At 61.9% G+C, this 24,379-nt stretch carries 11 protein-coding genes and 2 pseudogenes; 7 read left to right on the plus strand and 6 right to left on the minus strand.

All coding sequences use genetic code 11. The annotated features are described in order from the left end of the window. The first annotated feature begins 3 nt into the window (after positions 1–3). The 3 genes from NR164_RS24295 to NR164_RS24305 are packed head-to-tail and all read left to right on the plus strand — an operon-like array spanning position 4 to position 4,203. On the plus strand, positions 4–990 hold the full coding sequence (locus NR164_RS24295) for a cytochrome-c peroxidase (protein ID WP_079442939.1): 987 nt from the start codon (positions 4–6) through the stop codon (positions 988–990). 10 nt (positions 991–1,000) lie between these two features. Next, the gene (locus NR164_RS24300; protein ID WP_256823354.1) at positions 1,001–2,815 is read left to right on the plus strand and encodes a DAHL domain-containing protein; all 1,815 of its coding nucleotides are present in this window, start codon (positions 1,001–1,003) and stop codon (positions 2,813–2,815) included. Next, positions 2,812–4,203 carry an ATP-binding protein gene (locus NR164_RS24305; protein WP_079442937.1) on the plus strand — a complete coding sequence of 464 codons (1,392 nt, stop codon included), beginning with the start codon at positions 2,812–2,814 and terminating at the stop codon, positions 4,201–4,203. The genes NR164_RS24300 and NR164_RS24305 overlap by 4 nt, the downstream gene beginning before the upstream one ends. Before the next feature lie 36 nt (positions 4,204–4,239). Here NR164_RS24305 and NR164_RS24310 read toward each other — a convergent pair. Both NR164_RS24310 and NR164_RS24315 read right to left on the minus strand, forming a co-directional pair. Continuing rightward, positions 4,240–4,323 (minus strand): annotated as a pseudogene (locus tag NR164_RS24310) (addiction module antidote protein, HigA family); the annotation flags it as partial. Continuing rightward, a pseudogene (locus NR164_RS24315) lies at positions 4,312–4,479 on the minus strand (type II toxin-antitoxin system RelE/ParE family toxin); the annotation flags it as partial. The pseudogenes NR164_RS24315 and NR164_RS24310, both read right to left, overlap by 12 nt. A gap of 303 nt (positions 4,480–4,782) precedes the next feature. Between NR164_RS24315 and NR164_RS24320 the strand changes: the two are divergent. Continuing rightward, positions 4,783–6,402 (plus strand): FMN-binding glutamate synthase family protein, encoded by a 1,620-nt coding sequence (locus NR164_RS24320; protein ID WP_177031891.1) that lies wholly within the window; start codon positions 4,783–4,785, stop codon positions 6,400–6,402. A gap of 28 nt (positions 6,403–6,430) precedes the next feature. Here the strand turns inward: NR164_RS24320 and NR164_RS24325 are convergent, their stop codons facing one another. From NR164_RS24325 to NR164_RS24335, 3 genes are read right to left on the minus strand one after another with little or no spacing between them, the layout of a single operon-like run. Further along, positions 6,431–7,924, minus strand: a complete 1,494-nt coding sequence (locus tag NR164_RS24325; protein ID WP_177031890.1) for a glucosyltransferase domain-containing protein — start codon at positions 7,922–7,924, stop codon at positions 6,431–6,433. Next, positions 7,924–8,886, minus strand: coding sequence for a glycosyltransferase family 2 protein (locus NR164_RS24330; protein WP_079442934.1), 963 nt, complete (start codon positions 8,884–8,886; stop codon positions 7,924–7,926). Before NR164_RS24330 ends, NR164_RS24325 begins: the two co-directional genes overlap by 1 nt. After that, positions 8,883–9,257: a GtrA family protein gene (locus NR164_RS24335; protein WP_046384565.1), complete on the minus strand. Its 375-nt coding sequence runs from the start codon at positions 9,255–9,257 to the stop codon at positions 8,883–8,885. Before NR164_RS24335 ends, NR164_RS24330 begins: the two co-directional genes overlap by 4 nt. Positions 9,258–9,479: 222 nt before the next feature. Between NR164_RS24335 and NR164_RS24340 the strand changes: the two genes are divergently transcribed. Both NR164_RS24340 and NR164_RS24345 read left to right on the plus strand, forming a co-directional pair. Further along, positions 9,480–10,628 carry an OpgC family protein gene (locus NR164_RS24340; RefSeq protein ID WP_177031889.1) on the plus strand — a complete coding sequence of 383 codons (1,149 nt, stop codon included), beginning with the start codon at positions 9,480–9,482 and terminating at the stop codon, positions 10,626–10,628. A 62-nt stretch (positions 10,629–10,690) separates the two neighbouring features. Then, positions 10,691–17,212: an NEL-type E3 ubiquitin ligase domain-containing protein gene (locus tag NR164_RS24345; protein ID WP_256823355.1), complete on the plus strand. Its 6,522-nt coding sequence runs from the start codon at positions 10,691–10,693 to the stop codon at positions 17,210–17,212. Between the two features lie 45 nt (positions 17,213–17,257). Here the strand turns inward: NR164_RS24345 and NR164_RS24350 are convergent, their stop codons facing one another. Next, on the minus strand, positions 17,258–18,676 hold the full coding sequence (locus NR164_RS24350; protein WP_017844578.1) for an amino acid permease: 1,419 nt from the start codon (positions 18,674–18,676) through the stop codon (positions 17,258–17,260). A 481-nt stretch (positions 18,677–19,157) separates the two neighbouring features. On the opposite strand from NR164_RS24350, the gene NR164_RS24355 reads away from it, so the two are divergent. After that, the gene (locus NR164_RS24355) at positions 19,158–24,359 is read left to right on the plus strand and encodes a hypothetical protein (RefSeq protein WP_256823356.1); all 5,202 of its coding nucleotides are present in this window, start codon (positions 19,158–19,160) and stop codon (positions 24,357–24,359) included. Positions 24,360–24,379 lie beyond the last annotated feature (20 nt).

A 24,379-nucleotide genomic window follows, 5' to 3' on the forward strand; every position in this document is an offset into this window, starting at 1 on the left:
CGCTTGATCCGTCCCCTCACCCGCTCTCCTCGCCCGTCACCCTGGGCACTCGGCCTTGCCGTCGCCCTCGGGGTCGGCGCCGCCCTGCCCGCGGCGGCCGCGCCACTGGATGAGCCGCTCAAACCACTGCCGCCGGTGCCGCTGCTGGATGTGGCAACAGTTGAGCTGGGTCGCCAGTTGTTCAACGAGAAACGCCTGTCAGTCAATGACAGCCTGTCCTGTGCCAGTTGCCACCAACTGGCAACGGGCGGGGGCGACGATAAGCCGTTTTCCTTGGGCTTTGATGGCAAGCCGGTCAAACTCAACACACCCACAGTGTTCAACGCCAGCCTGAATTTCAAGCAGTTCTGGGACGGTCGGGTGGATACCCTCGAGGCCCAGATCGAACAAGTGGTCATCAGCCCGGTGGAAATGGGCAGCGACTGGAAAACCGTGGTCGACAACCTCACCGCCATGCCGCAGTACCAGGCCGCCTTCAGTCAGGTGTACCCCGACGGCGTGACGGCGGCCAACGTGCAAAATGCCCTGGCGACGTATGAACGCACACTGCTCACGCCCAACTCCCGCTTCGACCAGTACTTGCTGGGCAATACCGAGATCCTCACGATCGAAGAAAAATACGGCTACCAACGCTTCAAGGAATATGGCTGCATCGCCTGCCATCAAGGCATGAATATCGGCGGCAACATGTTCCAGAAACTAGGCGTGATGGGGGATTACTTCAAGGACCGCCCCCCCGCCGACAGCGACCTGGGCCGCTACCTGGTGACCCACGACGACGAAGACCGTCACGTGTTCAAGGTGCCCAGCCTGCGCAATGTCGCCGTCACCGCGCCGTATTTTCACAACGCCTCGGCCAAGACCCTCGAAGAAGCCGTGGATGTGATGTTCAGATTCCAGCTGGGGCGCGTGCCCTCGGCGGAAGACAAGGACCAGATCATCAAGTTTCTCAAGACCCTGACCGGCCAATGGGCGGGCAAACCTTTATGAGCAGACGGTCATGAGACTCTCCCGCCACTACGGCATCCAACTACTACTGGGCACCGCGACCCTGCTGCTGGCATCGATACTGGTGTTCCTGTACATCAAATCAAGTACTGACCAGACCAGCCGTTACACCGAATCCCGCGACCTGATCCGCCAGATGCAGCAGCTCAACGCGCAGTGGGACAGTGAGGTGCTCAAGGCCAGAATCGCCCTGACCCACAACTACGACCCCCTGGTGACGCCGCTGACGCAGATCACAAGAATCTGGGAGGAACTGCGCCAGCACGAGTCGTATCACGCGCCCAACGACCTGCCCGGCTGGCAAGCCAGCCTGGATGCCGGTCAGGCGGCGATCCAGGACAAAGCGCGGCTGGTCGACCAGTTCAAGTCCCATAACGCCGTGCTGCGCAACTCCCTGGCGTTCCTGCCGACCGCTGAAAACGATATCCAGGCCGCGTTCACACGGCTCGACGACGAACAGCGGCTGCCACTGCAAAGCGTGGCCACCGACACCTATGACCTGTTGCTCAGCAGCATGGAGTTCGCCCAGGTCGCCAGTGCCGACCGCGCGGCCGAGATTCTGTTGGGCCTGAACCTGCTGGCGGTGAACAAAGAACGCTTGCCGGCCGACTTCCACCTGCCGGTGGAGATTCTCAGCAACCACGTCGCGCTGATCCTGCGCGAACAGCCGCTGGTCAACACCTTGTTGGAACGCATCGCCGCGGTTCCCGTGGCCGAACGCCTGGACGAACTGACCACCCACCTCAACCAGGATCAGCAGGCCGCCGACCTGATCGACCAGAAGTATCACAACTACTTGCTGGTGTTCTCCACCCTGCTGGTGGCATTGCTGCTGTACCTGGCCATCAGGCTGTTGCGCAGTTTCACCGTGATCAACCGCGTCAACCGCGCCCTGCACACCGCCAATGCCAGCCTGGAACAGCGCGTGGAAAAACGCACGCGCCAGCTCAGGGATGCGCAAAGCGAACTGCTCGACAGCGCCCGCCAGGCCGGCATGGCGGAAATCGCAACCAATGTGCTGCACAACGTGGGCAACGTACTCAACAGCGTGAACATCTCCGCCGACCTGGTCGCCCGTAAGCTGCGCACCAGCAAAGCACTGGGGTTGGGCAAGGCCATGCAGTTGATCAACGAACACCCCGATGACCTGGGCACTTACCTGCGCGAAGACGAAAAAGGCAAACTGCTGCCGGGCTACCTCAACCAATTGGTGGAAGCCATTGCCGTCGAGCAACAGGGCCTGACCGACGAGCTGGCGCAATTGAGCAAAAGCGTCGACCACATCAAGGACATCGTCTCCACCCAGCAATCCTACGCCGGCGTTTCCAGCGTGCTGGAGCCCTTGCAGGTCAGCGCCCTGATGGACGACGCGCTGCGCATGAATTCCGGCGCGCTGAATCGCCATCATGTGACAGTGGTCAAGGAATACGCCGACGTACCGCAGATCATGGCCGACAAACACCGGCTGCTGCTGATCATGGTCAACCTGATCAGCAACGCCAAGTACGCCATGTCCAACCTGACCGACCGGCCTCGGCAGATTACGTTGTCGATCCAGACGATAGAGGACAACATCCTGCAAATCAGCGTCAAAGACGAAGGTGAAGGCATCCCCGCCGAAAACATGACGCGGATCTTCACCCACGGCTTCACCACTCGCAAGGAAGGTCATGGCTTCGGTCTGCACAGCTGCGCCCTGGCGGCGATTGAAATGAATGGCCGGCTTACCGCCTATAGCGATGGTCCGGGCAAAGGCGCGCTGTTCACCTTGCAAATCCCCCTCAACGATGCTGCAGGCCCCGCATGAACCAACCACCGAACCGGCGCATTCTGCTGATCGACGACACGCCCTCGATTCACGAAGATTTTCGCAAGATCCTCAAGCCGCCCCTGGAACAGAACCAGGCCCTGGACGCGATGGAAGCCGCGCTGTTCGGCACCAGCGACAAACAGCCGCAAAGCCCGCTGTTCGAGCTGGACTCCGCCTACGGTGGGCAGGAAGGTTTACAACTGCTCGAGGCGGCCATGGCGGCGCAACTGCCCTACGCCCTCGCCTTCGTCGACATGCGTATGCCCCAGGGCTGGGACGGCGCGCAAACCATCGAAGAACTGTGGAAGGTCGACCCGAACCTGCAGGTGGTGGTGTGTACGGCGTACTCGGATTATTCCTGGGAAGAGCTGCTGTTTCGCCTGCGTGCCCATGACCGGCTGCTGATCCTGAAAAAACCGTTCGACAATATCGAAGTCCAGCAAATGGCCAACACCCTGACCGCCAAATGGGACATGGCCCGCCGCGCATCCTTGCAAACCAGCCACCTGGAGCTGTTGGTGGAACAGCGTACCCAAGCGCTGACCCAGGCCAGCCAGGCCCTGCAACAGGAGATCGACGAACGCAAACAGCTCGAAAGCCAGTTGGTGCAATCGGAAAAACTGGCGTCCCTGGGGCAACTGGCCGCGGGCGTGGCGCACGAGATCAACAACCCGGTAGGGTTCATTTCCTCCAACCTCGGCACCCTCGAAGGCTATTTCAAACAGCTGCAGCAGATGCTCGATGCCTACCGCCAGGCCGAAGCCGCGATCGGCGATGATCAGCTCCAAGCCCTGCGCCAACGCCTGGACCTGGACTTTCTCAGGGAAGATATTCCGACACTGATTCACGAATCCAAGGAAGGCATCGGCCGTGTGGCGCAGATCGTCAAGGACTTGAAAGACTTTTCCCGAGTGGACACCGACCAGACCTGGCAGTGGGCCAACCTGCAACAAGGCATCGATTCGACCCTGAACATCGTCGCCAGCGAGCTCAAGTACAAAGCCGACGTCATCAAGCACTATGCGCCCTTGCCGGAAATCGAATGCCTGGCCTCGCAGCTCAACCAAGTGGTGATGAACCTGGTGATCAACGCAGCGCAAGCCATCGGGCCGGAGCGCGGCACCATAACCATCAGCGACGGCGTGGACGGCGAGAACATCTGGCTGGAAATCGCGGACAACGGCTGCGGGATTGCCCCGGACGCCCAGCTGAAAATCTTCGATCCGTTCTTCACCACCAAGCCGGTGGGCGAAGGCACGGGGTTGGGGCTGTCACTCTCCTACGGCATCGTCAAGAAACACCATGGCGAAATCTCCGTCAGCAGCGAACTGGGCAAAGGCACCACGTTCCGGGTAGTGCTGCCCATTCGCCAAACAGCGGTGTAGGCCCGTTCGAAAAAGCATCACGCAACGGTTGGATCAACGCAATACAATGTCATTCACCGTAGGGGCGGAAACATGCAGCACCCTTGCGAGAGCGGCTGCGGTCAGGCCCAGCGGTTCCAGCCTATTCCCGGGCGGTGAGCGCAAATCAGCGAGTTCAACCGCCGCATCCAGCATGCTCAGCTGTCGTTCCACCACGGAAACGACAGCGGACCAACGTCGGGTTCGACCGGTTTCAAACAGTTTTGGGGTTTCGGCGCATTTAAAGCTTCTGATCATCGCTTAATGCTTAACGTTATTCGTTAATGACCAGTTCTACATGGGTTGTCGATATATTCAACCGACAGTTGAATAGGCGCTGAGGGAGGGCGACGAGCGGTCAGTGCCGCCGTCAAAAAAAGCCGATCCAGACACTGGAACGGCCTTAGAGGTAAGGCCGGAACGCGTCACGCCAACTGTCTATATCGGGCCAGTCCGCCGTGTCTATGCGACCCAAGCGAATGCACCTACAGGTTGTTCAGGGTTTCCTTACTGGCGCAGAATGCCGCACCGACCAGAAGAGTCCGATCCCAAGGTAACCGTATGAGCCTGTCCTTGCTAAGCCGCTACGCGGTGTTTGCCGTATGCGTGATGTTCACCCTCGCCAGCCTGCCCTTTGTCGAACATGAATGGTTATGGCCCATTACCCTGGTCACCGGCGCCCTCAGCCTGCTCGGCCTCTTCGACCTGCTGCAAAGCCGCCACGCGATACGCCGCAACTACCCGATCCTGGGCAATATCCGTTACCTGGTCGAGGGCATTCGCCCGGAGATCCGCCAGTACCTGCTGGAGTCCGACAGCGACGCCCTGCCCTTTTCCCGGGCGCAACGCTCATTGGTCTACTCGCGCGCCAAGAACGAAACCGCCGACAAACCCTTCGGTACCTTGATCGACGTGTACCAGTCGGGCTTCGAGTTCATCAGCCACTCCATGCGCCCCGCGCCGTTGACTGACCCGAGCTCGTTTCGCGTGATGGTCGGCGGCCCGCAATGCAAGCGGCCGTACTCGGCCTCGGTATTCAATATCTCGGCCATGAGCTTCGGCTCTCTGAGCGCCAACGCGATCCGCGCGCTCAACCAGGGCGCCAAGCTGGGTAACTTCGCCCACGACACCGGCGAAGGCAGCATCAGCCCCTACCACCGCGAAAACGGCGGCGACCTGACCTGGGAACTGGGCAGCGGCTACTTCGGCTGCCGTACCCGCGACGGCCATTTCGACCCGGAACGCTTCGCGGTGCAGGCCCAGAACCCGCAAGTACGCATGATTGAAATCAAGATGAGCCAGGGCGCCAAGCCTGGCCATGGCGGGATTCTGCCCAAGCACAAAGTCACCCAGGAAATCGCCGAGACACGCGGCATCCTGATGGGCGAAGATTGCGTCTCGCCGTCGCGCCACAGCGCGTTTTCCACGCCTATCGAGTTGATGCACTTCATCGCCCAATTGCGTGAGTTGTCGGGCGGCAAGCCGGTGGGCTTCAAGTTCTGCCTCGGTCATCCGTGGGAATTCATGGGCATCGCCAAGGCCATGCTCGAAACCGGCATCCTCCCCGACTTTATCGTGGTCGACGGCAAGGAGGGCGGCACTGGCGCCGCGCCCGTGGAGTTCACCGACCACATCGGCGTGCCGCTGCGCGACGGCCTGCTGTTCGTCCACAACACCCTGGTGGGCTTGAACCTGCGCGACAAGATCAAACTCGGCGCCAGCGGCAAGATCGTCAGCGCCTTCGACATCGCCAGCGTCCTGGCCATCGGCGCCGACTGGGCCAACTCGGCGCGCGGCTTCATGTTCGCCATCGGCTGCATCCAGTCGCAAAGCTGTCACACCAACAAATGCCCGACCGGTGTCGCCACCCAGGACCCACTGCGCCAACGCGCCCTGGTCGTGCCGGACAAGGCCCAGCGCGTGTTCAACTTCCACCGCAACACCCTCAAGGCCCTGGCCGAAATGCTCGCGGCAGCGGGCCTGGAACACCCGTCGCAATTGTCGGCCAAGCATTTGGTGCGACGCATGTCGGCGACCGAGATCAAGCTGTTCTCACAGCTGCATGTGTTCCTCAAACCTGGAGAATTGCTGACCGGGGAAGTGAACGGCGAGTTTTATTCGCGCATGTGGCAGATGGCGCGGGCGGATAGTTTTGAGCCGCAGGAAGTGGTGGCTGCGTAGCGCTGATTGATCGCCATGCTCCCGGCCGTTAATACGTGTCCTCGGCCGGGACGATTTTCATCACGATGTATGCGTAATGCCCCTGGACATACAGACTGTAGAACTTGTTATCCGCCAGCATTGGCGCGGTCTTTTCTATCCCCATCAAGTCGAAGGTGGCCCCATCCATTGAGGCGATATGGGTCACTCCGCCGATACGCGGGAGCATTTCCGACAACAGGAAAAAATCCACATTCACCACGTACCGCAATGCGGGCACCAACGCGTTGACGCCATCGCTGCCCACTAACCACCCATTAGTCTTGCGATTGATCAGGTAAAATTGCTGGATGTCTTTTAATGTTCGATTCGACAAAACGTCATAACTCAGACTTTGCCCGACGCTGACTGACAAGTCTCTCTGCAGGCTCAGTACTCGCCCATGCATATATGAGAACGACAACATGGCAATCACCGGTAGGAATAACAGACAGCCCAGCCGGTGATGAATAGCGCCCAATGCTTGATAAGCCAAATACAACAGCATGACTAACGCCGGCGCGGTTCCCATCATTAGCCTTGCGCCATCGTTATAGTAATTGAACAACAGCGCCAGGCCAGGAATCGATATCAGCATGACGGGAACAGTAGCCAGACAGCCGACCGCCACCAGCCCCCGCGAACGCATGCCCGCCGGTACACGCATAACCCTGCAAATGACTAGCACAAGGCCGGCTCCGGCAGTGACTAACAGCGCCACGCACAGCCAAGCATTCCCCTCGTTGTACAGCAGTGACACACGCTGCGCCGCAAGGTGCAGATCTGACAATAACCGCTGGGCCCATCCTGCACTGAAATCGCGCAAGCTGTTGCGGTTGTTATTCATAAGTTGTGGCGCGGTCGCCAAATACATCGCCACCCCCAGCAGCACATGCAGCCCCTTATCTCGAACCAGTCTTGCAACCTGAAGAGGCGACTGTTTCTCGCTGGCGGCTCGTATGAGTTCAACGCAACACAGCCCTATGTAAACATTGATCACCATTTGATACAGGTTCAGCCCCACCGCAATGAAAGCCGCGCATGACAGCGTGCGGCCCCACCACGACGGATGGGTGAAGCAGATCGCATAGATGATTGCCACAACCCCCAGGCTCATGGCCGGACCGTCGTATTGGTAGGAAAGGTTTTGCAAGAAGAAAGGGCTGTACCACAGCGGTAACACGACCAGACAAGACACCACGCTCGGCCTTGAAAAGTAGTGAATCGCCAGCGACCGCAATGCAAACGCCATGGCCGTGATAGCAATCAGCAGTGGCAAGGGGAACATGTTCGGCGCGCCATGGGTAAACGACAACCCCTGGTAAAACCAATCCACCAAGATGCGGCCGTCTTTCTTCCATCCCGTACCGGCGAGTTGCGCACGCCAGTTGTCATCAATGTAAAAGTAGTCCGCCAGTATCAGCGGTAAGGCAAAAAGCAAAGTCGTCGTAAAAAAGAATACCCATATTTTGCGGGGTGACAGGGGTTGGACCAGATACTCCATCACATGTGCTCCTTTTCATTCGATGCCCCACCTGGTGGGTTTGACGCGACAATCTCTTTGATCACATACCTCGGCCGATGCTTGGCCTCCATATAAATCCGCCCCACATACTCGCCCAATATCCCGATCCCGATCAGTTGCACCCCACCCAAAAACAAGATCGCCGTCATCAACGACGGATACCCCGGCACCGCATTGCCAAACAACACTTTGTCCACCACCAGATACCCGGCGTACACCAGCGCCAGCAGCGAAATACCGCCGCCGATATAGCTCCACAACCGCAGCGGCAAGGTGCTGAACGAGGTGACTCCATCCAGTGCCAGGTTCCACAGTTTCCAGGCGTTGAACTTGCTCTGGCCGACAGCACGGGGCGCGCGGTCGTACTCGACAATCGCGACGTTGAAGCCGGCCCAGGACAACACGCCTTTCATGAACAGTTGCTGCTCGGGCAAGGCCTTGATCACGTCCACCACCTTGCGGTCCATCAACCGGAAGTCGCCGACGTTTTCTTCAATGTGTGTGTAGGAAATACGATTGAGCAGGTGATAGAACAGCGACGCACTGCGGCGTTTGAGGTAGCCGTCGCTGGAGCGATCCCTGCGTTTGGCCAATACCACGTCGGCGCCTTTTTGCCATTCGGCCAACAGGTGCGGGATGACCTCGACCGGGTCTTGCAGGTCCACGTCCATCGGAATTACCGCATCTCCGGTGGCATATTCGAGCCCAGCGAACAGCGCGGCTTCTTTGCCGAAGTTACGCGAGAAGTTGATCAGCACCACGCCGCTATCGGCCAAGGCGATAGCCCGGGCATGCTCGGCGGTGCGGTCGGAACTGCCGTCGTTGATAAACACGATCTCAAGCGTCTGCTCGTGCAACGAGGCCTCTTGCCGCACGCTGCGGTAAAACACGCCCAGCGCCTGCTCCTCGTTATACACAGGCACCACCAGCGAGACCCTCATTGCCCACGCTCGCGAAACACCACCCACCGGGACAGCAAAAACCCGCACACCAGGCTGATCAGCGAAAACACCGCCACGGTGAGAATCCCCGGCACCTGCCAACGATCCGCCAGCCACCCCACGCCCAGGCTCACACCGCCCATGCAGGCCATGAACAGCGCGTAACGCGGCAGCGAAGGGGGCATGGCAAAGGTGTAGATCGCGTTGACATAAAACGAAAAGGACGCTGCCACGCAAAACGCGAGGACATTACTCACCGCCTGGCTGAGCTCCAATGCGGCCCGGAACACGAAAAACAGCTGCCAATGGATCAGCGTATTGGCGATGCCAATCACTGTGTAGCTGGAGAATCCCTTCCACAATCTGGTCATACCGTTGCCCCGTCAGGCCTTGCTCTAGCAAGCCACGGCGCCTGCGGTCCGTCTACTGTCAGAATTAACAGGTAGCCCCCCGCGCCATTGAGACATTCAGTAATACCCAGCCTTTGCAATCGCTTACAAATACCGCCAACCTGCGCCCGCTCGACGTGCGGCGTAAGACAACAGCCGCGCGCGCCAGTCATTACTAAACCTTTCGTACAAGAGCCCGCTGCCATGCTGAACGGACGCGACCCGCGCATCGATTTTTTTCGGGGCCTGGCGTTGATCTTCATTTTCTGGGATCACGTCCCCCACAACCCCCTCGGCCAGATCACCCTGCGCAACATCGGTTTCAGCGATGCGGCAGAGGTGTTTGTATTCCTCGCCGGTTACGCCGCCGTATTGGCCTACGGCAACGTCCTGCAACGCGACGGCTACTGGATCGCCTCGCTGAAAATCCTGCGACGCGCCTGGGTGCTGTATGTGGTGCATATCTTTTTGCTGGCGATGCTGATGGGCATCGTGTTCTTCGCCAACAGCCATGTGGAAACCCGCGACCTGGTCGAAGAGATGGGCCTGACGCACTTCGTCACCCACCCGCAGCAGGCGCTCACCGATGAATTGCTGTTGCGCTTCAAGCCCAACCTGATGGACCCGCTGCCGCTGTACATCGTGCTGCTCGGCGGGTTGCCGCTGGTGCTACCGTTGCTGCTGCGCCAGACCTGGGCGGTGGTGGCCGTGTCGCTGAGCGTGTACCTGCTGGCGCCGTGGATGGGCTGGAACCTGCGGGCGATTGCCGATGGCGTGTGGTACTTCAACCCCGTCACCTGGCAGTTGCTGTTTGTGCTCGGCGGCGCGGCGGCGATTCATGCCCGCCGGCCACGCCCGGCAGAGCGCCGCGCGCTGCTGCGTCAGCCGCTGTTTGTGGCGGCGGCGGGCTACTCGCTGCTGGCCGCGATCATCACGCTGGCCTGGCGCTGGCCCGAGGTGCATGACGCGCTGATGCCCGCGTGGCTCAGCGAACGGCTGTACCCCATCAGCAAGACCGACCTGTCGCCGGTGCGCCTGGTGCACTTCCTGGCGCTGGCTTATGTCACCGCCAAGCTCTTGCCCCATGCCGGCTGGACCCGCCATTGGCTGGCGCAACAGACTTGCCGCATGGGCCGCTATTCCCTGGAGGTGTTCTGTCTCGGCGTGCTGCTCGCACCGCTGGCGGACATGCTCAACGCCCTGGCCGGCGACGCGTTGGCCATGCAGCTATTCAGCGCGTTGGCAGGCGTGGTGTTGATGGGCGCTCTGGCGACCTGGCTGGAATTCAATAAACGCCTGGACAGCAGGTTGCAAGCGCGTCGCTCACTGCCCACGTCATCATTAAATAGATAGCCCCGGCCGTTTTCGCGACGGTGCTTCCATGCCCTTCCACTTATCGTGAAAGGGTATGGCTGATGTCAACTTATCAACGACTCAACGGGTTATCAGGCAACTTGCAGTCCAGCAGTTCCTGGTCACGGCAACAAGCCCTTGAGCAGATTCAGAACAACGTGATTCAAGCCATGAGCAGCTTGAACCCACAGGAAAAAGCCCGCTACGTCAGGTTGCAACGCGAGGCATTGAGCGCCTTGACCGCTCTGGAACACGCCCAGCAAGCACTGACCCGCGACTTCAAGACTCAAGGCCTTGCGCAACTGCGGGAAAAAATCGGCGGGCGCGATCCCGAGCAATACACCCTGTTCACCCGCTACAAGGAGAAACGGGAGCAGGGCTTCCCCTGGGACCCGCCGCAGCCGCTCCTTCCGCTCAATACCGTGCCCCTGCCCGCCGCCCGCTATCGTCGGGCCCATTACGACTTCCATTACATTGAGCATCTCAAGCACATGTCGCTGTGGGAAGCGGCCTGCCTCAACTACGGTTTCACCCACTCCATTCACGGGGACTCGGGTTTCAGCCTGGTGGAAGCCAGCTATATCGTGGGGCCGGACAACGACAGAAGCCTGGGCGCACTGGCCTTCATCGAAGCCGCCCGCACGCTGGACCTGGGCGCTCAGTTGCGCGACAAAGCCCGTACCGCCATGGCGCCGGGCGGGCCGTTGCGCCCATTGTTCGAGGCGTCGGCCAAGGCCAGCCTGCTGTTCGACGCAATCGAAGCCTACCGCAACCGTGCCACTACCGGCGTCACCCTGGAGATCTACACGCGACTCAACGCCACCATCGAAGGCACTGGTGCGCAATTGCCGTTCGACACGCTGAACCTGAGCTCCGGTATCACCCCCCTGATCTCCGTGCCCTTCGTCCCCTGGGACAGTTGCATCCCCGTGCCCTTAATGCTGATTCGCGTGGCCAGCCTGGGCGTGTTGTCCTACTTCCCTTTCCGTCCCGGCGGGGCGTTGCAATACCACGACGATGCCCAGGCCGCCGAGTACGCGTTTCGCACACAACTCACTGACAGCCACGCGAAAAAAGACTTGGGCTGGTTCTCCCGGCAAGTGCCCTTGATCGGGCTGTCGGTGTTCAGATCACTGATCAACAAAGCGCCGCATCTGAAGGGGTTCAGTTGGTTAGGCGCTTATGTGTACGACGGTTTTCACCTGGCCTTCTCAACAAAGACCCTGGACAACATCCGCTTCAACACCGACATCAAATCCGGGCGCGCAATCACCCTGGTGCAGGCGTGTGCCTATCGCCAGATCCAGCGCTTTCAGTCAGACCTCGACACACTGGCGCAAACCCGCTCGGAAAAAGACTGGCAAGCCCTCAAAGATGCGGCGGCGGCGATTGCCGGTGAAGTGCTGCAGATGCTGCTTACGCCATTGCCCGGCGGCGTCACCGGCATGAACCGGGTCATGCAACTCGCGGTCATGGGCAGCCTGACCTACAGCGCCGCCCAGGGCGTGAATGAGCTGGCCAAGGGCGAAGCCAGCGGATTTGCCTCGGCGCTGGCCGATGTCACCGACCTGGCCGTCAGCGGCAAGCTGATCTCAACCGCCGGAAGGGCCCATCGCCAACGCATGCACGCGTACCTGGAAAAACTCGGCAACCCGTACAAAATCACGCGCGCCGACGGCAGCCATGGGCTCTGGAAAGCCGACGCCCAACCGTATGCCCACGACAACCAGCGCCTGGTCAACGGTATCACGCCCAACGCGTTGGGCATTTACACGGTCGAGGGTCACCTCTACGCCAAACTGCGCCAGGGCGAGCTGGACGTGCTGATCGAAGTCAAATTCGACGACGCGCACAATCGCTATGTACTCACACGCGGTAAAGACGGCTACACCCCAGCGATCATATTCGCCCCAGAGCTCCAGGCCTGGACCTTCGATCTGCACAATGCCCATCTCCTGTCCAACCCGGAGTTGCTGCAACGCATGCTGCCCAACGGGGCGTCGACGATCCCGTCGGCCGACCTTGAACACATGCTACGCAGCACCGCCACCACTCGCGATACGCTGGACCGCGTGTGGCGCGCCCAGCCGGCACCGTTGAACCTGATCGAAGGCGCCCGGCGACTGCAGGTCGATCAGGTCATCCAGCAAATCATCGAGCGGTTCCCCCAACCCGGCCAACTGCCGGCGCATGCCGACAGCACGGTCTTCTGCCTGCTGACCCAACTCAACGGCTGGCCGACCGACACCCTGCTGCATGTCCACGATGCACAAGGCACGCGGATCGAGACCTACGGTAAAACCGAGCAACCACCCCCACGCGCCCATGCCATCAACCTCAAGCGCCGCGAGGATGGCAGCTACACAGACCTCAACGACGCGGGCAGCGGCCCCGAGGGCAACGAGCACCTGCTTCAACTGATCATCCGCCAGCAACCACGCGACTCGGCCCTGGGTAAAGAGGACCAACCCAACGCCTCCGAGGACGCGCGCGTCAGCAGCGTACGCCAACAGGTTGGCGCATTGGCAAGCCTCGAGCGCCACGCGCTGTTTTCGGCGCTGTTCGATTACTGGGGCTACGAAAAAGCGGAACTCGCCGCCGCACCGGCGGCAAGACGGTTTCTGCCGGTCAAGGTGTCACCGGCCTTGATTACCGTCACGCCCCTGTTGAAAAAACTGCGCGACCTGAACCCGCCCCTGACCGCCGCCAACCTTGCGCGATTACTCGCCGAGCACCCGCTGACAGCACGCCAGCAAGAGGCGTTTCTGAGCGGTGGCACCCTGCCGGTAGCGTTCGTTGAAACACTCGATCGCCAACGTACCGCGTTGCGCATCGACGCGGTGATCGACAGCTTGTACAACCCCCGCGACTTCAATGCCGACACCGACCTCTGGGCCCGGGAATTTGCCGGCGCGCTGATCCGCGACACCCTCAAGCGTCCCTTCGTGGTCACGGATGTCAGCCAGGGCGAGACCTTCGTGCCCAGCGGTGCGGACGACCTCACCGTCAACCTGCGCTTGCACCCCGGCGGTCGCTACCAGGCCTATGACATCCGCAACGACAGTGAAATCCCCGTCTCACCCGCCCAAGACAGCTTCTACCTGGCCATCGCCTCGGTGCTCCACCCCCACGAACGTCAACAACTGGGCATGAGCAGTGTCACCGACGCCAAGGGCCTGCGCAAAACCCTGGGGGACAACATGAGCGCCCGACGCAACCCCCAAGGTCACGTCAGCCTGGTCAATGGCTCGCTGGTGCCCTACCAACACAACCTAATGCTGTCACCTGGCCTCAAACCCAGGACCGACGGGGTCTTCATGATTGAGGGCAACGAATACCTGCCGCTGTTCGGCAGCCTGTTCCGCATCGTCTTCGATAAAACGCTGTTCAAATGGCGGCTCAAGCACCCGAAAAAAATCGGTGTCGACACCCCGCTCCTGGAGCACAACGGCCAGGGCACCTGGCGTCTGGCCAGCGAGAACCCGATGACCTGGGACACCCACCAGCTATTCCACCGCCTGGGGCACGAGGACTACGCGTTTACGCAGGAACGGGCCAGTCAAATCCTCGCCCTGACCGACACCCCGGACCACGTGCTGCGCCAGGTACACCGTGCCACCCGCCCGGTGCCGCCGTTGTTGGCCGACACCTGCAAACGCTTCAAGATCGAGCAACAGATTCAACACTTCATCAACGCACTGCGGGTGAACCCCAACACCCAGGAAGCCGAGCCGGCCCTGCAATTGCTGGTGATCTCCGCGTTGCCGGGATGGCCGGACAACCACAGACTGCAGATCGTCGGCCCCGGGAACGAGGTGCGCTATCAATACCCGGCCAGTGCGGGCCCGAACGCTGAAACAATCCTCGTGACCGAGCAGGACTACAGGGACGCCCGCCTGCTGAACCAACTCACCGGCTACGACACGCTGATCAATGCCTTGTTGGGCGAATTGCCCAGCTCCGCTGAAGAGCGCTTGTTCAAACTGGTGAAAAAAATCGTCGAGTTCGCCGAGAAAGAAACCAACCATCTGTTCAATTCGCTCTACCAAGAGAGCGAGCACCGCAGCCCCAACGTCGCGCGCGAACGCTTCAAGGCCGCACATGCCGACTTACCCAACAACACCGTCGACAGCATCCTCGACCACGCAACGCCCCGCGAACTCAAGCAACTGCACGAACACGGCAAGGTGAGCCTGCGCCTCGGCGAAACAGCCCGACTGACCGCCCACGAGGTGCGTCTGAACCGCGCCTTCGAGGGCTTGTACCTGGACAACCTGATCAACCCGGACAGCGACCGGATCATCCTGCACCTGCTCAACACCGTGCCCGGCTGGCCCAGCGACCTGCGCATCGAAGTCCGCGACCGACACTTCAGCGGCTCCAGCATCGAAGCCGCCGGCAACCCGGCCGGGACGCGCCAAAAAGTGCTGGTCAAGCAACACCAGGTCTACCGCGCCTACGACTCACAAGGTGCGCCTCTCGCCGCGCCCGTCGGCAGCGGCAGCAACCTGCTGTCGGCCATCATCCAGACGTTGACCGACACCGAACGGAGCACGCTGGGAATCACACATGAAGACGACCTCGCGCCACTCCAGGAGCAGATCGCCAAGCTGGCGCTGTCCCAGCGCGTGGCGATAAAAAGCCTGCTGGACCTGCCGCACCTGCAACCCTGGCTGCAACCGCCGATGGGCCTGGATCGCTCATTTCTGGTGTACCCCGTCTGGAACTGGCTGTGGCCATTCGGCGGTAATCGCGCGCCGGACCTGGTGAACAGGGTCCAGGAACTCTACCCCCGGTTCGACAATGACACCGCCCGCGCCTTCATCCGCTGGCTCAACCTGGATGAGCCGGCCGCCCTGATCGAGCTTGACCGACGCCAGGCCGAATACAGCTTCATGGACATTGAACTGACCCGCTGGAGCGACACCCCCCGTGACACCGACAACGACGAAACCGACCCACTGGGCCTCCATCTGGGCCGTCGTCGCCATATCGCCAACACACTGCGCAGGGCCTGGCGACGGGATGAGCCGCCACAGGTCTACATCGATGGGTTGTTTCATGCGGAGTCATTGACATTGCAACTGGACACCATCGATCTGCCCACGGCGGCCTTTATCAACGGGTTCAGGGGCTTCGAGCACATCGAGCATCTGAGTATCGCCGGGGACAGCTTCCCCGCCTCGGGCCATGCATTCCTCGCGCTCTTCCCAGGCTTACGGGCCCTGCAAATCGACTGCCAGTTGAGCGAGCTACCGAGCGCCATCACCCAGATGACGCAACTCACCCGCCTGAACCTGGAAGGCAACGCGCTGGTTTTAACCGAGGAGTCCGCCGCACGCCTCGCCGCCATGGTCAACCTGGAAAACCTCAACCTGGGTTACAACCCCCTGGGGATCACGCTCGACGTCACGCGAATGAGCCAACTCTCGACCTTGGATTTAAGAGCAACCCATACCCAACAATGGCCGATCGGCGCCGCAGATCACGCGAATCTGAACACCCTGTACTTGCAGGAAAACCAGATCTCCAGCATTCCCGAGCGCGTGTTTACCCACCCCAGAGCCATCATCCGAAATCGTTCGACGTTCCTGCATGACAATCCGCTGTCGCCCCAAACCTTGCAGCGCATTAGGCAATACCAAGCCGACATTGGCATGGCCGTAGGGGGCTCCCTCCCCGGCATCGCCCACACGCCGCCCGCCGAACGCGGCATTTTGCCTTGGCTGGTCCACCTGAAACCCTTTAAACACGACAGCGCCAGAGAACTGTGGAACGGTCTGTCAAGCCATGAAGGCGCCCGTCCCGATGATGTCTTCAGAGTGTTGGCGGACTTGACCAAGTCTCTGGAGTACACCATCGCTGGAAATGCACGTAAAAAACTGACATTCCGGGTCTGGAACCTGCTCGATGGCCTGAGCAACTCCACCGAGCTGCGCGAAAAAGTGTTCCTCAACACCCATGCGGCGGGCACCTGTGGCGACGGCGCCATACTGCTGTTCAACAACATGGAGCTCATGCACCGAGTGCATCAGACCCTCGCTCGATACGACGAAAACCGCATCGACCGCGAACTGCTCGGCCTGGCCAAACAAGTGTATTACCTGGAGCAGCTCGACCAGTTCGCCGACGATCACATCAGCCGCTTGACCGCGCAAGGGCGTTCGCCGGACCCCGCCGAAATCACCCTGTTCTATCGGGTGATGTTGCGCGAGGAATTCAACCTGCCGGTCCAGGCGGACCAAATGTTGTATTCAGTGGAGGGGTACGGCGTGGTCGACAACGATGTCCAACAGGCGCGTCAAATGCTGCGCGGGTTGAAGGATTCCCCTGGGCTGGCGAACGCGTACAAAACCTGCGACTTCTGGCTCGACTACCTGGAACGACGCTTTCCCGCGCCCTTCTTGACGATCAAGGAAGTGACCCGCTACAAGATCGGGCTCTTGCAAAAGGAGCTGCCGGACAAACACTCCGATGAACACCTCGACCGCCTGCAAGCGCTGATCGACACGCAGACCGCCGAGCGCAACCGCCTCATCGGCCAGTTGACGGACGCCGCCCTTCACGCGTTGCCGCGCGATTGAGCGCATCAAGGCGGCCTGTGCGCCACAGGCCGCCTTGAACAAGCGTTACGCCGAGCGCGCGACGCCTTGGGCAACCTGGGTCGGTTGCAATTTGAACGTGTAGAACAGCACCGTCAGCAGCACCAGGAATACCGGGCCGACATACAGCGCGACGCGGGTGTCCGGGAAGTACGCCATCAGGCCCACCACCAGCACCAGGAACGCCAGGGCCAGGTAGGAACTGACCGGGTACAGCCACATGCGGTACTTGAGGCCCGCCTGTTCCGCCGGGCTCAGGCTCTTACGGAACTTGAGCTGCGCCAGCAGGATCATCACCCAGGTCCAGATCGCGCCGAAGGTGGCAATCGAGGTGACCCAGACGAAGACTTTCTCCGGCACCAGGTAGTTGAGCAGCACGCCCAGCAGCAACGCAGCGATCGACAGCAGCAACGCATTGCGCGGTACGCCGTTGCGCGAGGTGGTGCCGAAGGTCGCGGGGGCCTGGCCGTTCTGCGCCAGGCTGTAGAGCATGCGCCCGGTGCTGAAGATGCCGCCGTTGCAGGACGACAATGCAGCGGTGATCACCACGAAGTTGATGATGCCGGCGGCGGTCTTGATGCCCAGACGCTCGAAGGTCATCACGAACGGGCTGCCCTGGGTGCCGATTTCATTCCACGGGTAGATCGACAGAATCACGAACAACGCGCCGACGTAGAACAACAGAATGCGCCAGAACACCGAGCCGATGGCATTCGGGATGGTCTTCTGCGGGTTCTTCGCTTCACCGGCGGTGAGGCCGATCATTTCCACGCCAAGGTAGGCGAACATCACCATTTGCAGGGACATCAACACCCCCTGCACACCGTTGGGCATGAAGCCGCCGTGGGCCCACAGGTTGGAAATCCCCAGCGCCACGCCGTCATTGCCGAAACCGAACGCGATGATGCCGACGCCACCGATGACCATGGCGATGATGGTGACGATCTTGATCAGGGCGAACCAGAACTCGAACTCACCAAACGCCTTGACCGCGATCAGGTTGATCGTGCCCATGCTGATCAAGGCCGCCAGGGCCCAGATCCAGCGCGGCACATCGGGGAACCAGACGCCCATGTACACGGCCACGGCGGTGATTTCCGCGACGCAGGTCACCAGCCACAGGAACCAGTAGTTCCAACCAGTGAGAAAGCCCGCCAACGGGCCGAGGTAATCCTGGGCATAGCGACTGAACGAGCCGGCGACAGGGTTGTGGACCGCCATTTCGCCCAGCGCGCGCATGATCACCAGGATCGCCAGGCCGCCAATGATGTAAGAGAGCATGATCGCCGGGCCGGCCATTTCAATGGCCTTGGCCGAGCCAAGGAACAGGCCGACACCGATGCAGGCGCCGAGGGCCATCAGGCGAATATGCCGTTCGCCCAGTTCACGTTTCAGCGGGCCGCCCTGAGCGGTCTCGCCATGAGGCAGGTGGTTGCCAACTGGCATAGGGGTACAACCTCGTCTTGTTATTGGATTAAGCCACCGAGTACTCGACGTCGCAGCAGGTCCGCCAGGACGCCTCACACCGGGTTCGCCTCATGGGCCAACCCGTCTGGCCATGGCCAGTTCAGCGGGGGTGCAGTATAAAAAGCTCAACCCAGGGTTTTTCACTTAATAAACGGCAAGATTCAGCGAGAACTCGCGGTAAAAGCGGCTTTTGTGGAGGGGCATTACCTGGATAGCGTAAGGATTTTCTCCGTTTGACGCGCGCCGAGTATTGCACAGCTTTGGTGCAGCGTCATGCCCCTACCTAGGCCGTATATACGCAGCCGAAGGCTCTGTTTCAATACTTTCAGCCCATCGGGCGGACAACGCGGAAGCCGGCCACGGCCGAACGGGAAGCATCGCCATACCCGCCGCCGGGCCACCCCTTCACCATGGGGTGCTTCGATTGCCAGGACGGCAATCCCAGCGAAAGGATCTCCCCATGCCGACCAACCTCGACGTACTCCAGCAAGGCCGGGCACGACGCCTGGCCGCCGATGGCCAATTGATCAGCGCGTTGTTCAATCACCTGACAAACGGCGACTCCACCACAGTGATCGTGCCCGAGCACTCCACCCTGGGCTGCTGGCTGCAGGTGTACCGCCGCGCACTCAGCCGTCCACACCTGCGGGCCTGGGCCACGCGCCTGCCGGTGGACCTGGCCGGCCTGGACGTGCCGCTCGAAACCGCGCCGCTCGAACTGCCGGCGCAATCGGTGCTGAATTTCTATGGCTATCCCTACCCCGAGCATCGCGGCGAGCGCAGGGTGATCTCCCAGGCGCTCGATCAATCGAACAGTTTCGCCGAGCCCAAGGCGGGGCTGGATGACGGGTTGAAGCGGTTGAATCAAGACCGGCAACAGATCGCCGACCAACTGCAAGCCCTGCTCGACGACGACGATTTCAGCCTGTTTTCCTGCTACAGGAGCTATTTCAAACTCGACTCCGGTTCGTTCTGGGCCACCGCCCAGCAAACCGGCGCCGCGTTACTCGACGCCATCACCCGCAACCCGTCGTTCCTGGCGCTGGAAGCGGTCGACGGCCTGCAACCCGGCACGTATATGTTCGATCCCGCCACACGCCGGCTCAGCGGCAAAAAAGCCTGGGGCGGGCTGGTGGATATCGGCATCGAACAACTGCTGGCGCTGCCCCTGGACGGCCAGCTCGAACACCTGGTCGAAGTCGCCGAGCAGTTGGGGAGCTTTGTCCACCAGAGCGGCCAGTTCAGCCTCGCCCAACTGCTCAATTGCCATGATCTGCCGGTGCCCGACACACCCGCCGAAGCCCGCGTACTGATCGACACGCTGCGCCAGTCGACGGCGTTGACCACGCTGCCGGTCAGCGACCTGGCCAACGCCGATCTCGCCCTGATGCAGCACCAGCAGTGGCTGGCCCAGGACCATGACCGCGACGTCATGGCCGAGTGCTTGAAAGGCCTGATCCAAGCCCCGCCCAACGACCACGTGATCGACACGGCCAGCGTGACGTTGCACCCCGCACCGGACTCCGGCGCGCCGCACCATCCCGCCGTTGTCCCGCACCCCATCTGCGGCCCCTTCACCCTCCAGCAACTGCTGCAACAGCATGATCTTGCCCCACCGACCAGCGTCGACGAAGCCCAGGACACCCTGCAAACCCTGGAGATGAACCTGCCCCGCCGCCCCGAGTTCGACGACTATCATGGGCTGTTGAGCGCCACGACCCACTCGCCGGTACGACTGCTCAGCGAACAGCGCCACAGCGTTCTCGCCACCGCCAATCACGGCCTGCCCGATGGCCACCCACGCCTGCTTGACCGCTTGTGCGGCACACTGCTGAGCGACCTGAGTGCTGACGCGATCCGCGCCCAGGCCGACCACTTGCTCAAACAACTGCTGCGGCGCGGACCGGCGCGGCAGTTGGGCCAACAACTGGTGATGGCGCTGCACTGGTACGGCCAGCACCCGGACGAAGCCGCCAGCCAGACCAGCCTCGACCTGTTGGTGTTGAGCGCCCTGATCCTCGACCTCGACCCTGGAGCCGGCGAAGCAGGCGCTCCCATCGCCGGTTTCGAGCTGAGCGCCCACGCGGGCAAGCCCCACGGCGAAGCGCGCCAAGACCTGGAACTGCATTTGGTGCGAACCTGCAAGGTCTCCACCCGCGCTGCGCCCCTCGCCGCCCACCTGTTGCTGGCCGGCGCCGCGCCGGAGTTTCTGGTGCGCGGGCTGCCCGCGACGATGCGCTTTCGCAGCTCGATCGCCTGGATGAGTTTCAAGCAAGGGGTCTTGATCGCGCAGGCCATGGCGCCCGGCTCACCGCGCCAGCTGAGCTACCACGACATGCTCGCCCTGGCATCCATGCCCGCCACGACCGGCCAGCAACAACAGTGGCGCGAATACCTCGCCACCCGCACCCTGCTCGACTGGGCCATCACCGTGGGCGAACTGCCCGAACGCGACAACACCGCCTACCTCGCGCATGAAATCGACGCGCTGAAGCTGCGCCTCAGCCAACGCCTGCACGCCTTGAAGGCAGCCCTGATCACCTTTGCCGACGCGCCACCGACCCGCCGCAGCATTGCCCTGGCCGACCTGAAAAACCTATTCCCCAACCAGACGCTGCTGGACAAAGCCTGCCTGTGGCGCCCCGTCCCGCCGCTCGCCGGCGGCAGCCTGCGCTTCCCGATGCACCATCACGAGCGCCGGAACTACAGCCTGCACAGTCTGGTGGAGTTGCACATGGATGGCCAACTGGGCGACAGCCGCTGGCAGTCCACCGAGCCCCAACTGGACCTGGCACAACTGCGCCCATCGTTCGGGCGCCTGGGCAACATCCATCAACGCTTCGACAGCGCGTTCGCGGCCTACATCGAACGCCTGAAGCAGGCCTACAGCAGCCTGATCGAAGACCTGCTGGCGCAACTGCCGCTGACCGACCGACACCACCTGCAACAGGCCGACTTGCAGCTGTTGGTACTGAAAAAAGAACCCGGCAAAGACCTCGCCCTGCTGAGCCCGGAAGAAGCGTTGGCGCGTAGCGCCCGAATGGGCGTGATCCTGCGCGGTACATCGCCCAGCGCGGTGCAGGAATACGAGCTGTTCCCGCTGTTGAACCGCGTAGACAAACGCCGCGGCGCACCGCTGGCATTCCACGAGGGCGGCACGCTGATGTCGGTGGCCACCGGCACTCCCCACGCCACCCGCCCGGTCACCCAACTGCTGATGGGCGATGAACTGCCGCTGGACTGGGACGCCTATGCCAACGGGCGCCCGCCACGGCCGGGGGTGCGCGCCAAGGTGATTGTGCAGACGCTGTGGTCATTCAGCCCGCCCCCCGCCCAGCCGCCGACGGCGGCGGCGCTGACCTACGGTTCGACGCTCAACCGCGCCATTGCCCAAGCCATCGTGCGCGAGCACTTCTTCCTCGAAGTCGACGCCTTGCACCTGCAAGCCCGGGGGACCACGCAGCGCGAGCAGATGCAACAGCGCTGGGATCGGGTGTGGACACGCCTCAAAGCCCTCGTGCCGTTCTGGTCCTGCGCCGAGGACCTCGGTTCCGGCGACACCCGCCGTGTCATCGACGGCGGCTACGCCTGCTTTATCGACCTGTTGGCGCTGCTGTTCCCCACCCAGCGCTTTCTCACGGCGTCCCTGGCGGTGTTGAAAAAAACCGCGCCGTTGCCGATCAAACTGCTGCAATTGGCCCGCTTGAGCGGCGCCTTCCTCAACACCGCGCTGAACCCGCTGGACGGCCTTCCGGGCCTGTTCAGGCTGGCTCGCAGCGGGGTGATCCGGCTGGGCGGCGGTGCGCGGAAAATCCTCCACACGGCCATAGAACAGGTTCAACGTCGCACCGCCGACCGGTTCCTGCTCGACTACCCCCGGCTGCTCGCCGGCGCCGACCTCGGCAGCGGCACGCTGCTGCGCGGCAGCGACCTGTTGCGGATCAATGCGCTGCTGCACAAAAAATATTGGTACCCGTGCCACCCGTTCACCGGCAAACCCTATGGGCCGCCGAGCCACACCTTTCGCCTGGACAGCGCCCTTGGCGTGGCGCCGATGCAAAACGCCCGCGGGCAGCAGGTGCTGGTCAGCGAACGGCTGTTCGCCACCCAGCCGCTGCTGATTGCGCGTCGCGACGCCATCGACCTGCTCGACGGCGACAACCTGTTCCGCCTGGAGCACCAGGCGCCGACCCACCTGGACGACCTGGCCTCGCCCGCCTACTTCAAGGCCGCCGAAGGCTTCGACAGCCTGTGCGGTGCGGCGCGCAGCAAACGCAGCCCGATCCCACTGATCTGCTTCACCAAAAAACTCACCGCGTTCAACGCCTCGATCCAGCAACGCCGCGCCCAGGCCATCGAGCACCTGCGCCTGATCCCCGCCCCCGCCGTCGGCCCCGACCCGCGCAAGCTGGTCCACAACCGCCGGCTGTACGAAGCGATGCCCCAAGGCACCAGCTTTGAACTGACGCCAGTGGCCAGGACCGCGCCGCTGACCTACAAGCCCCAGCTCACCGGTCGGCTCATCGCCAACGAAGCGCAATTCGGCCTGCCCAACAATCAGTTGGACAATCAACTCAACCGCGACACGCGCGTGGTCGAGCTGACCGGGCTGACAGTGGGCACCGATGACAGCCGAACCCTGCGCGCCATGGCGATCGAACTGACCCCGGCGGGAGGCACGCGGATTATCGTGGAGGCCGACGCCGGGGTCTTTTACGAAGGCATCGCCATCGCCCCCGCTCCGGCGATGCTGTTCAACCGCCTGGACTTCAACCTCGGCGGTGAACCCGAACAGCTGATCCGCGCATTCAGCCAGCGCAAGCTCGACTACTTGAGCGCCGCCGGGTTCGTGCATAACCGCCCGTTGGTCACACTGCCCACCCTGGAGGTACTGAGCCAACAACTGGCCAGGCGCGGCTTCGGTGCGGCCAAACTCAAGCGCCTGCTCGAGCAGTCACGCGGCCTGCGGGTCATCAAGCAGCGCGAGTTGTTGCTCAACGCCAGCGATCAGGGGCAGCGCCTGGGCATGAGCGTGGCCGTCACACCCTTGAAACTCGACACCTGGCCGCCCTACCTCGCGCAGCCTGGCCAGACCCTCAATCAGTACCTGGCCAGCAAGGCCCAGGCCAGCACCGTGGCGCTGGTCAAAAGCACCGGGATCGGCTCGGCCAACATCGTGGGCACGGGGGTCGACGAGCTGGAACGGCTGGCCATCGCCGAACCGCTGGTGATGTGGCAGTACAGCCGGGCGGGCCAGCCCAACTACACCGAAGTGATCCTCAAGACCGGCGCAGGCAATTGCGACCAGATGGCCCACGTGGCGAGCGAACTGATCAGGTTCAACGGCGGCGCCGCGCGCGTCTGGGGCACCAGCCCGCCCGCCCACGCGTTTGTGGTGGTGGGGAACCCGCCGGCGACGCTGGGCTCGACCCTGGACTTCAGCGAAGCAGGCTGGGTCGGCCTGTGGATATGCGACCCCTGGGCAGCCATCGTCTGCCCGGCAAGCGACTATGTGCGTCAACTCAACGTCAAAATGCACATGTGGTACCTGGAAGACATTTCGGTGTTTTTCAACGATCGCGGCACCTACCGCTGGGGCCAGGCCAACGACCGCAACTGGCTGGCGCTGCTGCGCAATGGCGTGAAACGCCCGCAGCCGTGAGCCGACACATTTCGTCACCA

Source organism: Pseudomonas sp. Pse79 (genome assembly GCF_024519615.1).
Taxonomy (GTDB): Bacteria; Pseudomonadota; Gammaproteobacteria; order Pseudomonadales; family Pseudomonadaceae; genus Aquipseudomonas; species Aquipseudomonas veronii.

Excerpts from the sequence above, each read along its gene's own strand:
- NR164_RS24300 (WP_256823354.1), top strand. The coding sequence starts at position 1,001 with ATGAGACTCTCCCGCCACTACGGCATCCAACTACTACTGGGCACCGCG.
- NR164_RS24305 (WP_079442937.1), top strand. The coding sequence starts at position 2,812 with ATGAACCAACCACCGAACCGGCGCATTCTGCTGATCGACGACACGCCC.
- NR164_RS24320 (WP_177031891.1), top strand. The coding sequence starts at position 4,783 with ATGAGCCTGTCCTTGCTAAGCCGCTACGCGGTGTTTGCCGTATGCGTG.
- NR164_RS24325 (WP_177031890.1), bottom strand. The coding sequence starts at position 7,924 with ATGGAGTATCTGGTCCAACCCCTGTCACCCCGCAAAATATGGGTATTC.
- NR164_RS24330 (WP_079442934.1), bottom strand. The coding sequence starts at position 8,886 with ATGAGGGTCTCGCTGGTGGTGCCTGTGTATAACGAGGAGCAGGCGCTG.
- NR164_RS24335 (WP_046384565.1), bottom strand. The coding sequence starts at position 9,257 with ATGACCAGATTGTGGAAGGGATTCTCCAGCTACACAGTGATTGGCATC.
- NR164_RS24340 (WP_177031889.1), top strand. The coding sequence starts at position 9,480 with ATGCTGAACGGACGCGACCCGCGCATCGATTTTTTTCGGGGCCTGGCG.
- NR164_RS24345 (WP_256823355.1), top strand. The coding sequence starts at position 10,691 with ATGTCAACTTATCAACGACTCAACGGGTTATCAGGCAACTTGCAGTCC.
- NR164_RS24350 (WP_017844578.1), bottom strand. The coding sequence starts at position 18,676 with ATGCCAGTTGGCAACCACCTGCCTCATGGCGAGACCGCTCAGGGCGGC.
- NR164_RS24355 (WP_256823356.1), top strand. The coding sequence starts at position 19,158 with ATGCCGACCAACCTCGACGTACTCCAGCAAGGCCGGGCACGACGCCTG.